16 protein-coding genes are annotated in these 18370 nt (G+C 42.0%); 15 read left to right on the top strand and 1 reads right to left on the bottom strand.

Annotated elements, in window-relative coordinates; all coding sequences use genetic code 11:
* Positions 1-3: 3 nt before the first annotated feature.
* From gatA to rho, 6 genes are all read left to right on the top strand, one after another.
* Positions 4-1545 (top strand): Asp-tRNA(Asn)/Glu-tRNA(Gln) amidotransferase subunit GatA, encoded by a 1542-nt coding sequence (gene gatA, locus HXT58_RS05645; RefSeq protein WP_004105890.1) that lies wholly within the window; start codon positions 4-6, stop codon positions 1543-1545.
* A 33-nt stretch (positions 1546-1578) separates the two neighbouring features.
* A complete protein-coding gene (gatB, locus tag HXT58_RS05640) occupies positions 1579-3078 on the top strand; it encodes an Asp-tRNA(Asn)/Glu-tRNA(Gln) amidotransferase subunit GatB (protein WP_064340578.1) in 1500 nt (499 codons plus the stop codon).
* Positions 3079-3334: 256 nt separating this feature from the next.
* Positions 3335-4243 carry a GNAT family N-acetyltransferase gene (locus HXT58_RS05635; RefSeq protein ID WP_064340577.1) on the top strand — a complete coding sequence of 303 codons (909 nt, stop codon included), beginning with the start codon at positions 3335-3337 and terminating at the stop codon, positions 4241-4243.
* On the top strand, positions 4243-4557 hold the full coding sequence (locus tag HXT58_RS05630; protein WP_004105898.1) for a DUF2469 domain-containing protein: 315 nt from the start codon (positions 4243-4245) through the stop codon (positions 4555-4557). The genes HXT58_RS05635 and HXT58_RS05630 overlap by 1 nt, the downstream gene beginning before the upstream one ends.
* Before the next feature lie 91 nt (positions 4558-4648).
* Entirely contained in the window at positions 4649-6268 is a 1620-nt protein-coding gene (locus tag HXT58_RS05625; protein WP_032835339.1) for an NAD(P)/FAD-dependent oxidoreductase, read from the top strand.
* 339 nt (positions 6269-6607) lie between these two features.
* On the top strand, positions 6608-8578 hold the full coding sequence (rho, locus tag HXT58_RS05620; protein ID WP_004574201.1) for a transcription termination factor Rho: 1971 nt from the start codon (positions 6608-6610) through the stop codon (positions 8576-8578).
* A 96-nt stretch (positions 8579-8674) separates the two neighbouring features.
* On the opposite strand, the gene HXT58_RS05615 is transcribed toward rho, so the two are convergent.
* Positions 8675-9880: a pyridoxal phosphate-dependent aminotransferase gene (locus HXT58_RS05615; RefSeq protein WP_415705762.1), complete on the bottom strand. Its 1206-nt coding sequence runs from the start codon at positions 9878-9880 to the stop codon at positions 8675-8677.
* Positions 9881-10162: 282 nt separating this feature from the next.
* On the opposite strand from HXT58_RS05615, the gene HXT58_RS05610 reads away from it, so the two are divergent.
* The 9 genes from HXT58_RS05610 (at position 10163) to HXT58_RS05570 (ending at position 18370) form a co-directional block, all read left to right on the top strand.
* Entirely contained in the window at positions 10163-10624 is a 462-nt protein-coding gene (locus HXT58_RS05610; protein WP_004105907.1) for an Lrp/AsnC family transcriptional regulator, read from the top strand.
* 5 nt (positions 10625-10629) lie between these two features.
* Positions 10630-10971 carry a chorismate mutase gene (locus HXT58_RS05605; RefSeq protein WP_004574199.1) on the top strand — a complete coding sequence of 114 codons (342 nt, stop codon included), beginning with the start codon at positions 10630-10632 and terminating at the stop codon, positions 10969-10971.
* A 147-nt stretch (positions 10972-11118) separates the two neighbouring features.
* Positions 11119-12174: a class II fructose-bisphosphate aldolase gene (fbaA, locus tag HXT58_RS05600; RefSeq protein WP_174164293.1), complete on the top strand. Its 1056-nt coding sequence runs from the start codon at positions 11119-11121 to the stop codon at positions 12172-12174.
* A gap of 116 nt (positions 12175-12290) precedes the next feature.
* The gene (locus HXT58_RS05595) at positions 12291-13592 is read left to right on the top strand and encodes an adenylosuccinate synthase (RefSeq protein WP_012913739.1); all 1302 of its coding nucleotides are present in this window, start codon (positions 12291-12293) and stop codon (positions 13590-13592) included.
* A gap of 95 nt (positions 13593-13687) precedes the next feature.
* Positions 13688-14191: a fluoride efflux transporter FluC gene (locus HXT58_RS05590; protein ID WP_004574196.1), complete on the top strand. Its 504-nt coding sequence runs from the start codon at positions 13688-13690 to the stop codon at positions 14189-14191.
* On the top strand, positions 14191-14601 hold the full coding sequence (locus HXT58_RS05585; protein WP_004574195.1) for a fluoride efflux transporter FluC: 411 nt from the start codon (positions 14191-14193) through the stop codon (positions 14599-14601). The genes HXT58_RS05590 and HXT58_RS05585 overlap by 1 nt, the downstream gene beginning before the upstream one ends.
* 39 nt (positions 14602-14640) lie before the next feature.
* Positions 14641-16008 (top strand): ClC family H(+)/Cl(-) exchange transporter, encoded by a 1368-nt coding sequence (locus tag HXT58_RS05580; protein ID WP_012913741.1) that lies wholly within the window; start codon positions 14641-14643, stop codon positions 16006-16008.
* A 123-nt stretch (positions 16009-16131) separates the two neighbouring features.
* Complete coding sequence (locus tag HXT58_RS05575; protein ID WP_116442571.1) at positions 16132-17307, top strand: ATPase; 1176 nt, start codon at positions 16132-16134, stop codon at positions 17305-17307.
* Positions 17294-18370, top strand: coding sequence for an ATPase, T2SS/T4P/T4SS family (locus tag HXT58_RS05570; RefSeq protein ID WP_174164289.1), 1077 nt, complete (start codon positions 17294-17296; stop codon positions 18368-18370). The genes HXT58_RS05575 and HXT58_RS05570 overlap by 14 nt, the downstream gene beginning before the upstream one ends.

Raw genomic sequence — 18370 nt, 5'->3', positions numbered from 1 at the left:
AACATGACTAATACTCAAGATTTGGTAAAACTTTCTGCTGCCGATATGGCAAAGGCTGTAAAAGCTAAAGAAGTTTCTAGCCGTGAACTTGTTGAAGCTCACTTGGCAGTCATTGAATCTGCAGAGCCAGAAATTAAGGCATTTTTGCATGTTTCTGCAGATATTGCTCTTGAGCAGGCAGATGCTTTTGATGCTAAGAACGCTAAGGGTGAGACTGAAGGATTGCCTGAGTTGGCTGGTGTGCCGATTGCCATTAAAGACATGATTGTCACTAAGGGCATTCCTACTACTGCAGCATCGAAGATCCTCGAAGGCTGGGTTCCACCTTACGATGCTACTGTTATTGAAAAGCTCAAAGCAGCTGGCATGCCAATTCTCGGCAAGACTAATTTGGATGAGTTTGCTCAAGGTTCTTCTACAGAACATTCTGCTTATCAAACTACTTGCAATCCTTGGGATACTGAGCGTGTTCCTGGTGGTTCCGGCGGCGGTTCAGCTGCAGCTGTTGCTGCATTCGAAGCTCCTATTGCTTTGGGTACAGATACTGGTGGTTCTATTCGTCAGCCAGGTGCTTTAACTGGTACAGTCGGCGCAAAGCCAACTTATGGCGGTGTTAGCCGTTTTGGTGCAATCGCTATGGCAAGCTCTCTCGACCAAATTGGACCTGTTTCTCGTACCGTTCTTGATTCTGCGCTTTTGCAGGAAATTATCGGCGGTAACGATAGGCGCGATTCTACTTCTATTCCAGCTCCTGTTCCTCCAATGGCTCAAGCTGCTCGTGAGGGCGCTCGCCGTGATTTGAAGGGCTTGAAGGTTGGTTTAGTTAAGGAGCTTAGCGGTGAAGGCTTCCAGCCAGGCGTTGAAGCACGCTTTAATGAAGCTGTGCAATTGCTTAAGGATATGGGCGCAGAGGTTACGGAAGTTTCTTGCCCTCACTTCCCTTACTCTTTGGCTGCTTATTACATTATTATGCCTTCAGAAGTTAGCTCTAATTTGGCTCGCTACGACGGTATGCGCTACGGTTTGCGCGTCATGCCACCAGCAGACAAGCCTCAGACTGCTGCAAATATGATGGCTGCAACTCGTGAAGCTGGTTTCGGTGACGAAGTAAAGCGTCGTATTATTCTCGGCACTTACGCACTTTCCGCTGGCTACTACGATGCTTGGTATGGCTCTGCACAAAAAGTTCGTACGCTTATTATTCGCGATTTTGAAGAAGCGTTTAAGAAAGTAGATGTTCTTGTTTCTCCAACAAGCCCTACAACGGCATTTAAGTTTGGCGAGAAGATGGATGATCCACTTTCTATGTACATGAACGATATTGCTACAATTCCTGCAAACATGGCTGGAGTTCCTGCTTTGAGCCTCCCAGCTGGCTTAAGCGACGACGGTTTGCCTGTTGGCATTCAGATTATTGCTCCGCAATGCCACGATGAAAAGATGTACAAGCCTGCAGCAGCGTTGGAAGCAGCGCTCGAAGAGCAGTGGGGCGGTCCAATTTGGAAGTCGCTTAAAGCTGGTTGGCTCGATTCATTGGCTAAGTAAAGTGAAGTAAAGCTTAAGTAAGAAGGATATCTAATGGCTGAAAAACTTATGAAATATGCCGATGCTGTTGAGCAATTCGATCCAGTATTCGGTTTGGAAACTCACGTTGAGCTTTGCACTCGTACGAAGCTGTTCTGCCCAGCAGAAGTATCTTTTGGCGGTGAGCCAAATACTCAGCTAACTCCTGTAAGCCTTGGTTTGCCAGGCTCTTTGCCAGTTGTAAACAAGACTGCAGTTGATTATGCAATTAAGCTTGGTTTGGCTTTACATTGCGAAATTGCTGAGTGGAGCCAGTTCGCTCGTAAGAACTACTTCTACCCAGATATGCCTCGCGATTATCAGATCTCCCAGTACGATAAGCCTACTAATGGCAACGGTTACTTGGATGTTGAGCTGGAAGACGGCACCGTGTTCCGTGTGCCGATTGAACGTGCTCACATTGAGGATGATGCTGGTAAGAATACTCACGTTGGCGGCGCTGACGGCCGTATTGAAGGCGCAAATCACTCTTTGGTTGATTACAATCGTGCAGGTGTGCCTTTAATCGAGATTGTAACTAAGCCAATCGAAGGTGCAGGTAGCCGCGCTCCAGAAATTGCTGGTGCTTATATGCGTGCTATTCGCGATATTGTTCGCGCTCTCAACATCTCTCACGCTCGTATGGAGCAGGGCAATATGCGTGCTGACGTGAACGTTTCGCTCCGTCGCAAGCCAACCGATCCATTTGGTACGCGTTCAGAAACTAAGAATGTGAACACATTCCGCGGTATTGAAAAGACGCTCCAATATGAGATTCGTCGTCAGGCTGCTATTTTGAGCGAAGGCGGCGAGATTTTGCAGGAAACTCGTCACTGGGATGAGGCAACTCAGACCACTGCTGGTGGTCGTGTGAAGTCGGATGCTGACGATTATCGCTACTTCCCAGATCCTGATTTGGTTATGCTTCACATCACTAAAGAGCATATTGAGCGAATGAAGGCGCAAATGCCGGAAATGCCTCGTGAGCGCCGTAACCGTTTGCAAAGCGAATGGGGTATTAGCGATCTTGAAATGCGCGATATTTTGAACGCAGATGCTCTTGATTTGGTTGAAGAAACCGTTAAGGCTGGCGCAAGTGCGGCAGGTGCTAAGAAGTGGTGGCTTGGTGAGCTTGCTCGCGAAGCAAACACTCGTGGCGTGACTTTGGAAGAATTGCCTATTACTCCGCAAGATGTGGCTGAAGTTGAAAAGCTAATTGCAGACGGCAATCTTAACGATAAGCTCGCTAAGCAAACTGTTGCATGCGTTTTGGCTGGCGAGGGTAAGCCTGATGAAGTTGTTAAGAAGCACGGATTTAAGGTTATGAACGACGACGGTGCTTTGGAAGCTGCTGTTGACGCTGCTCTTGCTGCTGATCCTGAAGTTGCAGAAAAGCTTAAGGCTGGAAATATGAAGCCGATGGGTGCAATTATTGGTGCTGTTATGCGTGCAACTAAAGGTCAGGCTGATGCTAAGGCTGTTACTAAGATTGTGATGGCAAAAATCAAAGGCTGAAAAGTGCCGTAAAGGCTGAAAAATTTAATATTTGATAACGCTAATGTATAAACGTAAAAGCGTAATCAATATTCAAAAGTAAGTGCTGCGTACTTGCTGCATACTCAAATCAGATTTGTTTGTGTAGCAGGTGCGCAGAATTTACTATTTATCAACATTGCGAGGCATTTTTCGTCTTCTGGATTATCATATATTATGCGATGTGAGAATTATGCGAAGGGCTTAATTTTCAAAGGCACAATACAAGTAGGTGACTATGCAACAAACCAATGATGGTGTTATTAACTCTCGCGAGTTACCAAAATCTATAGTAATTCCTCAAATTCGTGGAGAGATGGCGCACCTTCGTCCAGCTACGTGCGATGATTTTCAAAGAATGGATGATTTGTGCGCATTTGATGGTGCTGCAGTTATTACTGGAAAGGATGCTAATTCAGAGCGTTCTATGGTTCATTCGTGGGTTGAAAGCTCAATGCAATGGACTAAAGATAGTCTTATTGGTGAAAATCCTTCTGAATCTTGTCGTTTTGCTGGCGATGTTCAATTGCGTCACACTATTGCGTGGGCGATTGTTCCTGATGTTTTGGATGATTCAAATAACGCTTCTGGTGACATTATTGGCATGATTTTCCTTATAGATATTGACGGATGGTCTCGCAGTGCTCGAATTCAAGTTGTTTTAGGCAAAAATTATCGAGGAAGAGGCTATTCGCGCGACGCAATGCCTAGAGTTATGACTTATGCTTTTGCATCAGAGCCGACTGGTCTAGGGTTGCATAGAATTTGGGTTGGAGTTCCGGCAACTAATACTCGCTCACTTTCTGTGTATCAATCTCTTGGATTTGTAAAAACCGGCACTGCGCGAGACGCATTATGGGATGCTCAAAATCAAAAATATCAAGATTTTGTTGTAATGGACACTCTTGTAGATGAATATGATGCCATTCGTTCGCTGGATGCGTTTGGTCTACACGTTATTGAAGAAAATCCTGGTGTAATCGAAGCTTTGAGCGCGCATGAACATTCTGTGGCTATACCTGTGCATCGTGATAATCTTGATGAAGCATGGCCGTACAATGCAAACGTCTCTGAAGGAAGTTCATCAAAAAAAGCTTGGTGGCGCATTATAGGTCGTGGACGCAAACGTAATACGGAAGGTAAGTAATGAGCGCCGAAGATCTCGACAACTATGAAACCGATGCAGAACTTGCGTTATATAAAGAATACCGTGATGTTATTAAGCTTTTTACTTATGTCGTAGAAACAGAGCGACGATTTTATTTAGCCAATAAAGTCGATTTTAATGTGCGTTCAGCAGGTCAGGATGTTTATTTTGATGTTCAACTTACAGACGCTTGGGTATGGGATGTTTACCGCCCTTCGCGTTTTGTTAAAAATGTCCGAATAGTAACTTTTAAAGATGTAAATGTTGAAGAAGTACAGAAAACAGACATTGACATTCCTGAATCTATCGCGTGATGCGCGTATGCTCAATAAGGATATATAGAAATTGCTTACCTAGCACGCAAAGTGTTTTCGTAAAAATTTGATGTATTAAGATGGAGGACAAGTGACGGATACACAATCCCCAAAGGAATCTGTGGTAATTATTGGTGGCGGTCCGGCAGGGTTGACGGCAGCCTGGGAACTCGTTAAGGATGGTGGATCTAGCCGCTACGACGTAACAGTGCTCGAAGCCACGCGTGAATTTGGCGGTATTTCGCGTACTGTGAAGTATAACGGCAATCGTATGGACATCGGCGGTCATCGTTTCTTCTCAAAAGATGACCGTATTATGCAATGGTGGCGTGAAATGCTGCCTCTCCAGGGTGCGCCTTCATATGATGATAAAAAGCTTGGTCGTCATCACGATTTGGAAGCAGGTGGACCTGATCCTGAAGTTGAAGATGAAGTGATGTTGAAGCGTCATCGCGTTTCTCGTATTTTCTGGAATCATCATTTCTTTGATTATCCAATTTCTCTTTCTGCAGCAACCTTGCGCTCTATGGGCTTTATTTTGACAATGAAAGTTGGCTTCAGCTATTTGTGGTCTATGATTCACAAATTGCCAGAAACTAATCTTGAGAATTTCTACATTAATCGTTTCGGCAAGAAACTTTATTCCATGTTCTTTGAGGGCTATACAGAGAAGCTTTGGGGTAGGCATCCAAGCCAGATTTCTGCCGATTGGGGTGCTCAGCGCGTTAAGGGTTTGAGCATTGTGGAAGTGTTGAAGAATGCTTTTTCCAAGCTTTTCCCTAAGAAAAAAGGCAAGAAGAAGGAAGTAGAGACCTCATTAATTGAGGAATTCTGGTATCCAAAGCTTGGTCCTGGTCAGTTATGGGAAACAGTTGAGCGCCGTTGCCGCGAAAACGGTGCTACTGTGCGCACAGACGCAAAGGTAGTTGCTATTAAGCAAGCAGACGGAAAGATTTCCAGTGTTGTAGTTGAAGATGCAAATGGAGAGCGTTCAGAATTGCACGCCGACCAGTTTATATCTTCTATGCCAATTAAGGATTTGGTAGCTGCTCTTGAGCAGGGTGCAGATGGTGACGAAAAGGCTGAAGTTCCAGCAGAAATGCAACGCGTTGCCAAGGGTTTGCCTTATCGCGATTTTGTGACTGTAGGCTTGCTTGTTAAGCGCGTGCGTCTGCGTAATACTACCACTATTCCAACGCTTGGTAATCCTCCTATTGTTCCTGATTGCTGGATTTACGTGCAGGATCCTGGATATAAAGTCGGACGTTTGCAAATCTTCAACAACTGGAGCCCATATCTCGTTAAGGATGTTGATAACACTGTTTGGATCGGTCTTGAGTACTTCTGCGAAGAAGGCGACGACTTCTGGAATATGAGTGATGATGATGCTCGTAAGATGGCTATTGACGAGTTGACTCGTATGCAGGTTATCAATGGTGAGGAAGACGTTCTTGATTCTCATCGTGAGCGAGTGCCAAAGGCATATCCTGCTTACTTTGACACATACGCTCAGATGCCTGAATTGATTGATTATCTTGATGGCTTCGGCAATTTGTATTGTGTTGGTCGCAATGGACAGCATCGTTATAATAACCAAGATCATTCAATGGCAACTGCTATTGAGGCTGTAGAAGATATCCGAACTGGAGAAACTTCTAAGAAGAACGTGTGGTCTGTTAACACTGAAAAGTCGTATCACGAAAAGAAGTAGTAATTAATTCTCGTATAAATTTGAGCGTTTGATTTTAAAGCGCAAATAATTTAGCGATATAGCGTCAATAATACTGGGTGTTACCCATATTATTGGCGCTTTTTGTTTATTCTAATATCGCTTTAAAAGCTTTATAAAAATTGTAATAAAAAATACTAAATACTATGGCGCGTCGCGTTGTACAGCGTCGTATAGCTGTAGTAGCATACATAATGTTCGTTGTTATGTACATATGAATTGTTATGAAATGGCAGCGAGTTCGTGACGGATTTTTCCGTAATCTTCCATGTAAAGACTTGCCGGGGCTCTATTCCGTGTGAGTTAAGGAAAGGTAAAATTGTGGCAACAGGCCAGAATCTTGAAAAAATGAAGCTTTCAGAATTGAAAGATCTTGCAAAACAGATGGGTTTGCGCGGAACATCTACAATGCGTAAGCCTGAGTTGGTGGCTACACTGACGGCTGCTCGTAATGGGGGAGAAGCGCCTGCAGGTGTAAGTGTTCGTGTTCCTCGTGATGTTGTAAATCCTAATAAAACTGCAGATACTAGTACAGATATAGAAGATGCTGGATCATCGAAAGACAATAGTGATTTAGAAGCATTAGAAGTTTTGGTTCCCAATGCTACTTCAGATCGTCGCTATAGAGACGAAGAAGATTTTGGGAATAAAAATTATCGACGCGATGCGAATCGTAATAATACATTCCAGCGTCGTCGTTCCTCAGAAGATCGTAATGATAATCGCGATCGTAGAGAAGATGGTATGGACTCGCATGAGTTGGATCAAATTTTGGCAACATTGCCTGGTGAAGATTCTCATGCAGAGGGTGAACCGCGTCGTCAGCGTGTAGCTTCTCGTGACTTTGATAGAGAAGAACAACAAAATCGTGCTGATCGTTTCCAGCGTCGTATGCGCGGTCGTGCACGTGATTACGATGAGTCTCGTTCAGATTATTCAGATCGGCAGAATCGTTCAGAACGCATGGATCGAGTAGAACGTGAAGATCGTGATGAACGTCGTGCTGAGCGTGGAGAACGTCAAGATCGTAACGATCGCAATGTTCGTCTTGATCGCGATGCACGTGATGCGCGCGATGCTCGCGAAGAGCATGATTTACGCGAGCCTCGTCGTGAAGAGCCTCAGGAAGAGCTCGTGCCAGTAGCTGGAATTGTTGATGTCTTAGAATCTTACGCATTCGTGCGCACTTCTGGTTATTTGCCTGGTCCTAACGATGTTTATGTTTCAATGAGCCAAATTAAAAAATATGGCTTACGTAAGGGTGATGCAGTTCAAGGCTCCATTCGTGCTCCTCGCGAAGGCGATCGTCGAAATCAGCGCCAAAAGTTTGTTCCTTTGCAAACAATCGATAGCATTAATGGAATGAGCGTTGAAGAAGCTCAGTCTCGACCGCAATTTGCTAAGTTGACGCCGTTATATCCGCAGGAGCGTTTGAAGCAAGAAACTACTCCGAATCGCATGTTGGGACGTGTTATTGATTTAGTTGCCCCAATTGGTAAAGGCCAGCGCGGTTTGATTGTGTCGCCACCAAAGGCTGGTAAAACCATTACTCTTCAGAATATTGCAAATGCAATTACTACAAATAATCCTGAAGTGCATCTTATGGTTGTGCTTGTAGATGAGCGCCCAGAAGAAGTTACCGACATGGAACGTACTGTGCAAGGCGAAGTGATTTCTTCTACATTCGATCGTCCTGCAACAGATCACACTACTGTTGCTGAGCTTGCTATTGAGCGCGCTAAGCGTTTGGTTGAGCTTGGCCAGGATGTTGTGGTTTTGCTTGATTCTATGACTCGTTTGGCTAGAGCTTACAATATTGCAGCTCCTGCTTCTGGTCGTATTCTTTCCGGTGGTGTTGATGCTCAAGCGTTGTACCCACCAAAGAAGTTCTTCGGTGCTGCTCGAAATATTGAAGACGGCGGCTCTTTGACGATTATTTCTTCTGCATTGGTTGAAACTGGCTCTAAGATGGATGAAGTAATCTTCGAAGAGTTTAAGGGCACTGGAAATATGGAATTGCGCTTGAGTAGAGATTTGGCTGATAAGCGTCTCTTCCCAGCGGTAGATATTAATGCTTCTGGAACTCGTCGCGAGGAGTTAATTACTCCAGCTGCAGATTTGCCAGTTATTTATCGTTTGCGCCGTCTCTTTGGTGGTCTTGAGGCAGAGCAAGCGTATCAGACTTTGATTCCTCGATTGAAGAAAACTGCTTCAAACCGTGATTTCTTAGCTGCTATAACTCAACAAACTGGCACTGCTACGAATAATTCTTCTTCTACGACTATTGCGTAGTTCTTATTTCGTAAGGAATTAAAATTATTGCCCTTTGGATTATCTACCAAGGGGCAATAATTTTATTTATATTTATATTTATTAATAACTAATATTTTATGCAGCATGTAAAGCTTGTTGCGCAAGTGCAAATTTGCTTATGCGCGCTACGCCTTCTTTAAGTTCTTCTGCTCTTCCAGCGTAAGATAGTCGCACGAATCCGCTTCCTTCTGCGCCAAAGGCTTCTCCTGGTACAACAGCAACTTTTTCTTCATCTAAAAGTTTTTTGCTAAATTCTTCTGAACTTAAACCAGTTGGTCGAACGTCAACAAAAACGTAGAATGCACCTTGAGGCTCTATAAGACGCAATGCATTGCAATTTGCCAATCCGTCTATAACAAGCTGACGTTTTGCGCGATATTCTTCTCTCATTTCGCGCACGTGATCTTGCGGACCTGTTAATGCAGCTACGCCGCCATATTGTGCGGTAGAATTTACAGAAGAATGCATCATTTCTGCAATTTTGCTGGTTTGCTCAATAACTTGACTTGGTGCAAGAATATATCCAATTCTCCAGCCTGTCATGGCGTAAGTTTTCGATAAACTTTCTACAATAATGGTTCGTTCGTGCATTCCTTCAGCTGCTGCAATAGATGGTGCTACAGCATTTCTGCAAGGTTCAGTTTCTGGATTGCTTGCGAATACGAATGGATGGTAGACTTCGTCAGAAATTACCCAAAGATCAAATTCTTGGCATAATTTTGCAATTTTTTCGAGTTCTTCTGCGGTTGTTACTGCACCGGTTGGGTTGCATGGAGAATTGATAATGATGGCTTTAGTGCGTGGTGATATAGCTTTGCGTATTTCTTCTGCATTAATATGCATTCCATGTTCTGGCTTAAGGGCTACAGTTACTGGAATTCCTTCGCACATTAGCACTTCTGCATCGTATGATGTGAAGTATGGAGATGGAATAATAACCTCATCTCCCGGATCTATTACTGATTTAATAGCTAAATATAATCCAATAGTAGCGCCGTCAACGGCTTGAATTTCTGTGTCTGCGTTGTAGTTTAAACCTTTTACTCTATTCGTATAATTTGCAGCTGCCTCGCGGAATTCTGGTATGCCTAAAACGTCTGTGTATTTTGTTTTTCCCTCTCGTAATGAGTTGCACGCGGCTTCAACAATGTGTGAGGAAGCAGTTTCGCCTGGTTCTCCTAGGCATAGTGAAATAGCGTCTGGTATTTGTTCTACACGGTCAAATACATCTCTAATACCTGAACGAGGTATTGAAATTGCATGTTTCGCTACTTTTGCCATGCTGTGCTCCTTTTTGATTGTTGGTTTTGATTTTATAAGAATAATCTTTAAAGGTTATAGGTTTCGTTTATACGCTTATTATGCGAATTGTACAACACTATTACGGCTGATGTTAAAAGAAAAAATTATTTTTAACGTAATAATTTGTATTTTTTATTATTTTTTGAATAAATTTGTTCTTTTTCTGTAAAAAATACTGTACCATAAAAGAGACTGCAATGTGGCGCTACATAGATTCGTTTTAGATTCTCAATTCAGCGTCGACTGGAGAATGGAGGACGTATGGCTGGAAATCCTCATAAAGCTGAAACTAGTATAGCTATGGATTCAACTGATGCAATCATTGTTGATATTCTCGAGCATGATGGCCGAGCGACGTTAACTCGTTTGGCTAAGGCTTCGGGTTTGTCTGTTTCTGCGGTTCAATCTCGAGTGCAAAAGCTTGAGCGTAAAGGTGTTATTACCGGTTATCGCGCGTTAATTGACTATGAGCGTCGTGGTTTACCTGTAAGTGCATTTGTGTCTGTTACGCCACTTGATTTTGGGCAGGAAGCTACAATACCTAACAAATTGCGTGATATTTCTGGTATTGAAGCTTGCTATTCGATTACTGGTAGTCCAAGTTTTATGCTGGTAGTGCGTGTTGCTACGCCAAGCAAATTGGAAGAACTTATTAATACCATTCATCGCATAGTCCCTGTCAGTACAGAAACAACTATGGTTCTGCAAACATATTTCGATTAAATAATATGTGTGATTTTTCTGAAACAACGGTTGACGCGCGCGATACATCTCTTACGACATGTTGCAAAGTTGCTGCCGAGGAGATTATTGTGTTGCGTCAATCTGTTGATAATTTTGATAATGCAATAATTGCGCTGCTTGCTGAGCGGTTTAAAACTACGAAACGAATTGGTGAGTTGAAGGCTGAAGCTGGATTTGCTCCTGAGGATTCTAAAAGAGAGCAGCAGCAAATAGAAAGTTTGCTAAATATTGCGGAAAATGCCGGATTAGATTCTTCGATTGCGTTGAAATATCACGAGTTTGTTGTTACTGAGGCTAAAAAACGTCATCAGCAAATGCAGTTTTGAGATTAGATGTTTCTGTTATTTTAATTGAGCTGAACTATAGAATCACAATCAGTTTGTAGATTTTGAAGATAGATTTTCGCATACCAGTATGTAATGTTTTTGTGCATATGCATAGCTATCTGAGTAATAAAGGCGGATAATACAAGTATGACTATTGCAACTGTTGAACGTTATGCGCATATGCTTGATGCTGCAAGTCGAGGTGGCTACGCATACCCTGCTATCAATGTTACTAGTACGCAAACTCTTAATGCAGCTTTGCAGGGGTTCGCTCAAGCTGAATCTGATGGCATTATTCAAGTTTCTGTCGGTGGTTCTGCTTATTTTTCAGGTCAATCTCTCAATAATCGTGTTGTTGGTTCAATAGCATTTGCAAAGTTTGCGCACGAAGTGGCAGCTCAATACCCTAATATTACTATTGCGCTTCATACAGATCATTGTGCTGAGCGATATTTAGATGGTTGGATTAAACCACTAATTTCTTATGAAACAGAACAAGTCAAAAAAGGCGAAGAGCCGTTATTCCAGTCGCATATGTGGGATGGTTCAACAGTGCCTTTGCAACATAATCTAGACGTTGCAGAACAGTTGCTTGACGCTTCGCAAAAATCTCGCACAATTCTTGAAATTGAGATTGGTGCTGTTGGTGGAGAAGAAGACGGGCATCGTGCTGATATTGACGAGAGATTGTATTCTACGTCTGAAGATGCTTTGCGTGTTGTAGATAAGCTTGGCTTGGGTGAACGTGGCAGGTATATGGCAGCGTTTACTTTTGGCAACGTTCATGGAGCCTATAAGCCTGGCGTTGTAAAACTGCATCCTAAATTATTGCAAGAAATCCAAAAAACTGTATATCAGAACTATCAAAATATTTGTGATACTCGCACCTTTGGCGCTTCTAAAAAGCCGTTCCTGCTGGTATTTCATGGCGGATCTGGTTCTACTGCTCAAGAAATTGCTGAAGCTGTGCGCTACGGCGTAATTAAAATGAATATAGATACTGACACTCAATATGCTTTTACTCGTGCAATTGCTGGTCACATGTTCAGTAATTATGACTCTGTTCTTAAAATAGACGGAGAAGTTGGCGAAAAGAAGTTATATGATCCTCGATCTTGGGGTCGTGAAGCCGAAAAAGCCATGGCTCAGCGTGTAGTAGAAGCTTGTGTGCAGTTAGGTTCTGCTGGTAAAGCACTGAAATAGTAAATTTTTTAATTTTATATATTTCTTTTTCTTATTCGGTAGTGGCATAGAGATAGTCTTAACAGGTAAGAATTGTGCTTATTTGAGCAGCGTTAGCTCAAAAATGGAGGTGCGGCATGCCTGGTATTGTGCTTATTGGAGCTCAATGGGGTGACGAAGGTAAAGGCAAAGCAACAGATTTAATTGGTTCAAAGGTTGATATTGTCGCACGTTTTAATGGCGGTAATAATGCCGGACACACTGTTGTTGTTGGCGATAAATCTTATGCATTACATTTACTTCCAAGCGGAATTATCAGCCCTAATGTTACGCCTGTAATTGGTAATGGTGTTGTTGTTGACCCAGAGGTATTGCTTGAAGAAATTGACGCTTTGGAATCTCGCGGTGTAGATTGCTCGCGCTTGCTTGTGAGCGAAGCCGCGCATGTTATTACTCCGTATCATCGAGTTATTGATAAAGTAACTGAGCGTTTCCTTGGTAAACACAAGATCGGCACGACTGGTCGTGGTATTGGACCTACTTACGCGGATAAAATTAATCGTGTTGGTATTCGAGTGCATGATTTATTTAATGCTGATCACTTGCGCGACAAAGTTGAAGCAAGTTTGCATCAAAAGAATCAAATGCTTGTAAAACTTTATAATCAACATCCTATTGATATTGATGCAGTTACCGCTCAACTTGTGGAGCTTGGCAAACGCTTGAAGAAATATGTTGCTGATACTTCATTAGTATTGAATGAAGCAATGGATGAAGGCAAAACTGTGCTGTTTGAAGGTGGACAAGCCACAATGCTTGACGTCGATCATGGCACTTATCCGTTTGTAACTTCTTCAAACCCTACTGCTGGTGGCGCTTGCACGGGTACTGGTGTTGGTCCTACTCGTATTACGCGCGTAATTGGAGTAGCGAAAGCGTATATTACTCGTGTTGGTGAAGGTCCATTCCCAACTGAACTTTTGGATGAGCAGGGTGACTGGTTGCGTGAGCAAGGCCATGAATATGGTGTTACAACTGGTCGTCCTCGTCGTTGTGGATGGTTTGATTCTGTAGTAAGCCGTTATGCAACTCGCGTAAATGGTTTGACGGATATTGTTCTTACTAAGCTTGACGTTTTGACTGGTTTGAAGGAAATCCCAGTTTGCGTGGCTTATGATGTGGCTTTGTCTGATGGAACAGTTCAGCGTATGGAAGAAATGCCTGTAGATCAATCACTATTTGCTTCTGCGAAACCAGTATACGAGATGCTTCCAGGCTGGAATGAGGATATTTCTCAAATCCATAAGTTTGAAGATTTGCCTCAAAATACGCAAAGTTATGTAAAGCGTTTGGAAGAGCTTTCTCATTGCCGTATTTCTGCTATTGGAACTGGTCCGCAGCGTGATCATATCATTAGTGTTCACTCACTAACTGACTGAAATTGTTTATTATTTTATGATCAACTTAGCAAAACGGCACTTCTCGATTGGGAGTGTCGTTTTGGTTTATGACGATAATTTCAAAAAGAGTGAAAATGAGTAAAATAAGCGGAAAAAATAAAAAAAATAATTGTCGATTATACTTTTTAGTTTTTATTGGTGGTACATGTGGAGCTTTCGTGCGCGCAGTAATTTCTTCTTATGCGCACACGATTCACCAAGTAGACGGACAATCATTTATATTTGGCCAGCTTACTTTAGGGACTTTTTTGTCAAATATGATTGCATGCTTTATTTTTGCTCTTGTTACTGCAATATCTGTTAAAGCTTTAACGCAAGAAAAGCAAACTTTGTATAAATATGCGCTAGGAACAGGCTTTTGTGGCGGATTGTCGACTATGTCTACTTTCGCGTTTGAAAGTGCAATGTCTTTCATGGCTCCACGCATGACGCTTGTTGTTTTGGGCATGCTTTTTTCGCTGCTTTTTGGCGTTTTTATGGCTTTTGTTGGTAATTGGGTTGGAGCAGGAATTGCGAATTGCATGAATAAAAAGCAAAGTCGATCTGTTGCAGAAGCTAATACTAAGGTGATGAAGTGATGAATTCTTTATACGTTTTTATTATGTTTATTTTGCCTTGCTTTTTTGGCGGTTTAGGTGCTGTTTTAAGATGCGCAATGACTAAAAAAATTTCAGCTGCTCATAAAAGCGAAGTTCCAGTTGCAACGCTATTTATCAATTGCGTTGCTTCATTTGCTATAGGTGTTGTGTCTAATGTTTTCATGGTTGCAGCTGCAATATGTGGAGTACGTTTTGCTTATTTGATGATTTTGGGATTTTTGGGTGGATTTTCCACGTTTTCTACTGCAATTTTTGAAGGTGTGGATCTTATTCAAAGAAAGCGCATAAAAGATGGAGTGTTCTTGCTTTTTGCAGAACTTATTGTTCCATTCTTTGCTGCTTCTGTTGGGTATATTGTTTCGCAAATATTGTTACTGCACGTAATTTAGTATTTAGAAGTTAAGTGTTGTGCGCAGAATCGAGTTGTAGTGAAGTTTAAGAATGCATTGAGCTTTTTAAGCAATAAGTTAAAGCAAATATCAAAAACTTTTTGCCAGCTTCGTTGGAAAGTAATATTAGCTGGGATATTTGTCGGCGCTGTTTCTGGTTCATTAGTAGCTTCTTACAGGCTTGGTATTGAATACGGTACGGATTTTGCGCGTTGGATGTATTTACAAATCCGGCATAACGCATGGTGGATTTTGCCATGTTTAATTTTTGCTGTAATTGCAGGTCTAATTATTGGCTGGATGAGTCGTAAAGAAAGTATGGCTTCTGGAAGTGGTATTCCTCAAGTCGTGGGGTATGTTAATCGCGGTTTGAATATGCGATGGCACACGATTCTGCCAGTGCGTTTTGTTGGCGGTTTACTTGGTTCTTTATTTGGATTGTCTCTTGGACGTGAAGGTCCATCTATTCAAATAGGTGCATGTGGTGCTCAGATGTTGTCTCGAATTTTCCGTAAAGGTAGGCGTGACGATATTAAAGAGCATTATGTGGTAACTGCTGGAGCTGCAGCCGGCTTATCTGCTGCGTTTTCTGCGCCACTTTCTGGAGTTATGTTTGCTATGGAGGAGATTCAGCACGGCTTAACTTCAATTGTTCTTATAGGAGCTGCTGCAGCTGCTTTATGTGCTGATTTTGTTTCGCAAACTTGTTTCGGATTGCGTCCAGTTCTTGATTTTGGTCAGATTCCAGATTTGCCGATGAACTTGCATATTTGGATTATTCCTCTTGGTATTTTTGCAGGTTTTGTAGGCTCGATAATGAATCGTTCGTTACTTGGTTTGCAAACATTATACGGATATTTGCCAAAGTGGATGCCTGTTGCTATTGCTTGCTTAATTGCAATACCAGTTGGCTTGTTCCTGCCTGAAGTTCTTGGTGGCGGATCTAATTTAGTGCGACTTTCTGAATATGGAAAAGCAAGTCTTGCAATGCTTTGTTTGCTATTTGTGGCAAAAATGTTGTTTACTTCTACAAGTTTTGGCTGTGGTGCTCCTGGCGGTATTTTTATGCCTATTCTTGCAGTAGGTGCGCTCGCAGGTGGTGTTGCTGCGCGCTGGATTACTAGCGTTTCAGCATTTGGCATTGATACAAAATTTGTATCTGTGTTTGCAGTTTGCGTTATGGCTGGTACGTTGTCTGCATCTGTAAAAGCTCCACTCACTTCGATTTTGCTTACTGTTGAAATGTCTGGAACTATGATTCATACGCTCCCAGTTGCAGCTTCTGCATTTATCGCATTGCTTATTTCAGATATTCTAAAAACTAAGCCAATTTATGGTGAGTTACTTGAACGCTATATGAAAGTTAATAAAGATTTAGTATTGCCATCTGTAAATTCTGTAAAATAGATGTTTTTATAGATAATTTTTGTGCAATATTTGCTTATTCTTAATATTTCCTGAGCTTTTAACCACATTGCATGAATATTGTTGAAAACTCATTGCTATATGCGTTTCAATAGGCGCATGAGTATGAATATGAGTGTAAACAATAAATCAATTGGCGTTAAGCAGATTGATAAGAATTATAACAATGGCGAAGCTGTAGGCGCATTTAGAGATGTTAAACGTTATGTTTATCCTCCTCAAGTTGCAGATAAATCTATATACGAATCTGTGTCTAATGGTGTAAAAATTGCGCCATGTATAGCTGACGATCATACTGTTATGACTCTTTTGCCTAAGAGTTCTCAAGATGTGGAGAGTTTTCAAAATACTGAACGCTCGCAAGATATTTCTATTAAGCATAAATCTCGTGTGTTTAATAATGCTGAAGAAGATAATCTTATTGCGCGTGATTCTTTAGATCCATTGCCTAAAAATATTTTGGTTGGAATGTCTGCTGCAGATGGCATTGGGCTAAGCACTTCTCTATCTATTCTTTCTCGCTATATAAGTGAACAAGGCCATAGTGTTGCTCTTGTAGATGCTGATTTGACTCATGGCGGTTTAGACGTTCTGCTTGGTTTGGAATCAGATGAAGGTCGCAGGTTGCAAGAAGTTGATGCTCCCTTAGGTAGATGCGATGGCTATGTGTTGCGCAATGAGCTATTGCATTGGGATAATGTGGATGTTTTAGCATTTTCTCCATGGCATGGTAAATATCCTGAACCTTGGGTTTTAGAGGCTGCTATTAGAGGTCTAGCTGATGCTGTTGATGTAGTTATTGTAGATATAGGTTCTGGCGAGACTGCTATGAAGTCTTACCGTAATATTCCGCAATTTATTGACAGTGCGACTCTTGCTGCGGTTGAGCTATCTGTGCTTGATTTAGCAAGGTTTAGAGCGTTGCTACAAAAATTAGATACTTTGTGTGATTCTGGCGTAAAGTTCAACAAATTTGCTGTTGTGGGATTGCCTCCTCGTGGTTTAACGCAAAAATCTTATGTTTTAAGTATCGATGAAGCTTCTGAATATCTATCAACTACATTTCTTGGTTCTTTGCAACACGATGCTCGCATGTACACCGACATTATAGGGGGCTACGGTATTCGAAATGTGCCATCTTCAATGAAGGAAACCATGAAACGCATAAATAATTGGCTTATCGGAGATGTTATATCAAATACAAAAAATGCTGTAACTAAATATCGTCGTTCGCAATATCGTCGTTCGAAATACTCAAGAGGTAAATATGATCGTAAATAATATTCGTGATATCGATTTTGGAATTCTGCAGGAATTTGCCAATGACGTAAGAGTCACAGACATGGTTGTAAGCGAGTCTGGTCGTGTGTGGGTAGATTGTGGACAAGGTCTTAAGGAACGCGCAACTCGAGTTCCGCTTAACAACCCTGCTTTGTTAAGAGAATATGCTGTATGGCTTTGTGCACAATTAGGCAAAAGACTGGATGATGCGTGTCCTATTGCTGATGCTTCAAGTACTTCTGGCATTCGCATACATGCTGTTTTAGCGCCACTTGTATCTCAAGGAGCAGCATTGTCAATTCGTTTTCCTTCAATTAATCGTTATGATCTTGTTTCTTTGAGTGATCAAGGCATGTTTCCAAAAGAATTGTCTTGTATTCTAAGCGTTCTAGTTAAAAAGCGAGCAAATATAATGATCACTGGAAGTACTGGATCTGGGAAAACCACACTTATGAAGGCTTTGTTGGCTGCTGCTGATTGCGAAGATCGTATTGTATCTGTTGAAGAAATTAGAGAGCTTGGCGAGTTGACACAAAATCATGTTTCGTTAAGTGCGCGAGAAGCTAATGTAGAAGGTGTAGGAGAAATTGGCTTATCTCAATTAGTAAAAGCAACATTAAGAATGCGTCCGGATCGCATTATTCTTGGTGAATGTCGTGGGGAAGAAATTGCTGATTTGTTGAGAGTATTTACTTCTGGTCATAAGGGTGGAATGACAACTCTTCATGCAGATGAAATAGAGAAAGTTCCCGCTCGTCTTATGGCATTAGGGTTATTGGCTGGGTTGGAGCCTGCAGCTTTATGTGCTTTAGCTGCTGGAGCATTCGATGTTGTTATTCATGTAGAGAGATCCTCTAACGGGTGTCGAATGATCAAAGAACTCGGTATTTTGCAATACGTTTCTAGCGCTTCGTTGCTGTGTGGCGTTCCAGTTTTGCAATTATCTTGTGGAATTGACGGCAGTATTGTCATGAAATTTTTGCCTGCATGGGTTAAGTTTTCAAATTATTGGAATCTGCCCGAAAATATGGCCAGCATATGTGTTGACAGTTCAAATAATTAG

Source organism: Gardnerella sp. KA01000 (assembly GCF_049244035.1).
GTDB lineage: Bacteria > Actinomycetota > Actinomycetes > Actinomycetales > Bifidobacteriaceae > Bifidobacterium > Bifidobacterium leopoldii.
The sequence above is the reverse complement of the archived record's forward strand: the minus strand, read 5'-3'. Positions and strand labels throughout refer to the sequence as shown.

Coding starts and splice junctions, on each gene's coding strand:
- gatA (WP_004105890.1), top strand. CDS start 4: ATGACTAATACTCAAGATTTGGTAAAACTTTCTGCTGCCGATATGGCA.
- gatB (WP_064340578.1), top strand. CDS start 1,579: ATGGCTGAAAAACTTATGAAATATGCCGATGCTGTTGAGCAATTCGAT.
- HXT58_RS05635 (WP_064340577.1), top strand. CDS start 3,335: ATGCAACAAACCAATGATGGTGTTATTAACTCTCGCGAGTTACCAAAA.
- HXT58_RS05630 (WP_004105898.1), top strand. CDS start 4,243: ATGAGCGCCGAAGATCTCGACAACTATGAAACCGATGCAGAACTTGCG.
- HXT58_RS05615 (WP_415705762.1), bottom strand. CDS start 9,880: ATGGCAAAAGTAGCGAAACATGCAATTTCAATACCTCGTTCAGGTATT.
- HXT58_RS05610 (WP_004105907.1), top strand. CDS start 10,163: ATGGCTGGAAATCCTCATAAAGCTGAAACTAGTATAGCTATGGATTCA.
- HXT58_RS05605 (WP_004574199.1), top strand. CDS start 10,630: ATGTGTGATTTTTCTGAAACAACGGTTGACGCGCGCGATACATCTCTT.
- fbaA (WP_174164293.1), top strand. CDS start 11,119: ATGACTATTGCAACTGTTGAACGTTATGCGCATATGCTTGATGCTGCA.
- HXT58_RS05595 (WP_012913739.1), top strand. CDS start 12,291: ATGCCTGGTATTGTGCTTATTGGAGCTCAATGGGGTGACGAAGGTAAA.
- HXT58_RS05590 (WP_004574196.1), top strand. CDS start 13,688: ATGAGTAAAATAAGCGGAAAAAATAAAAAAAATAATTGTCGATTATAC.
- HXT58_RS05585 (WP_004574195.1), top strand. CDS start 14,191: ATGAATTCTTTATACGTTTTTATTATGTTTATTTTGCCTTGCTTTTTT.
- HXT58_RS05575 (WP_116442571.1), top strand. CDS start 16,132: ATGAATATGAGTGTAAACAATAAATCAATTGGCGTTAAGCAGATTGAT.
- HXT58_RS05570 (WP_174164289.1), top strand. CDS start 17,294: ATGATCGTAAATAATATTCGTGATATCGATTTTGGAATTCTGCAGGAA.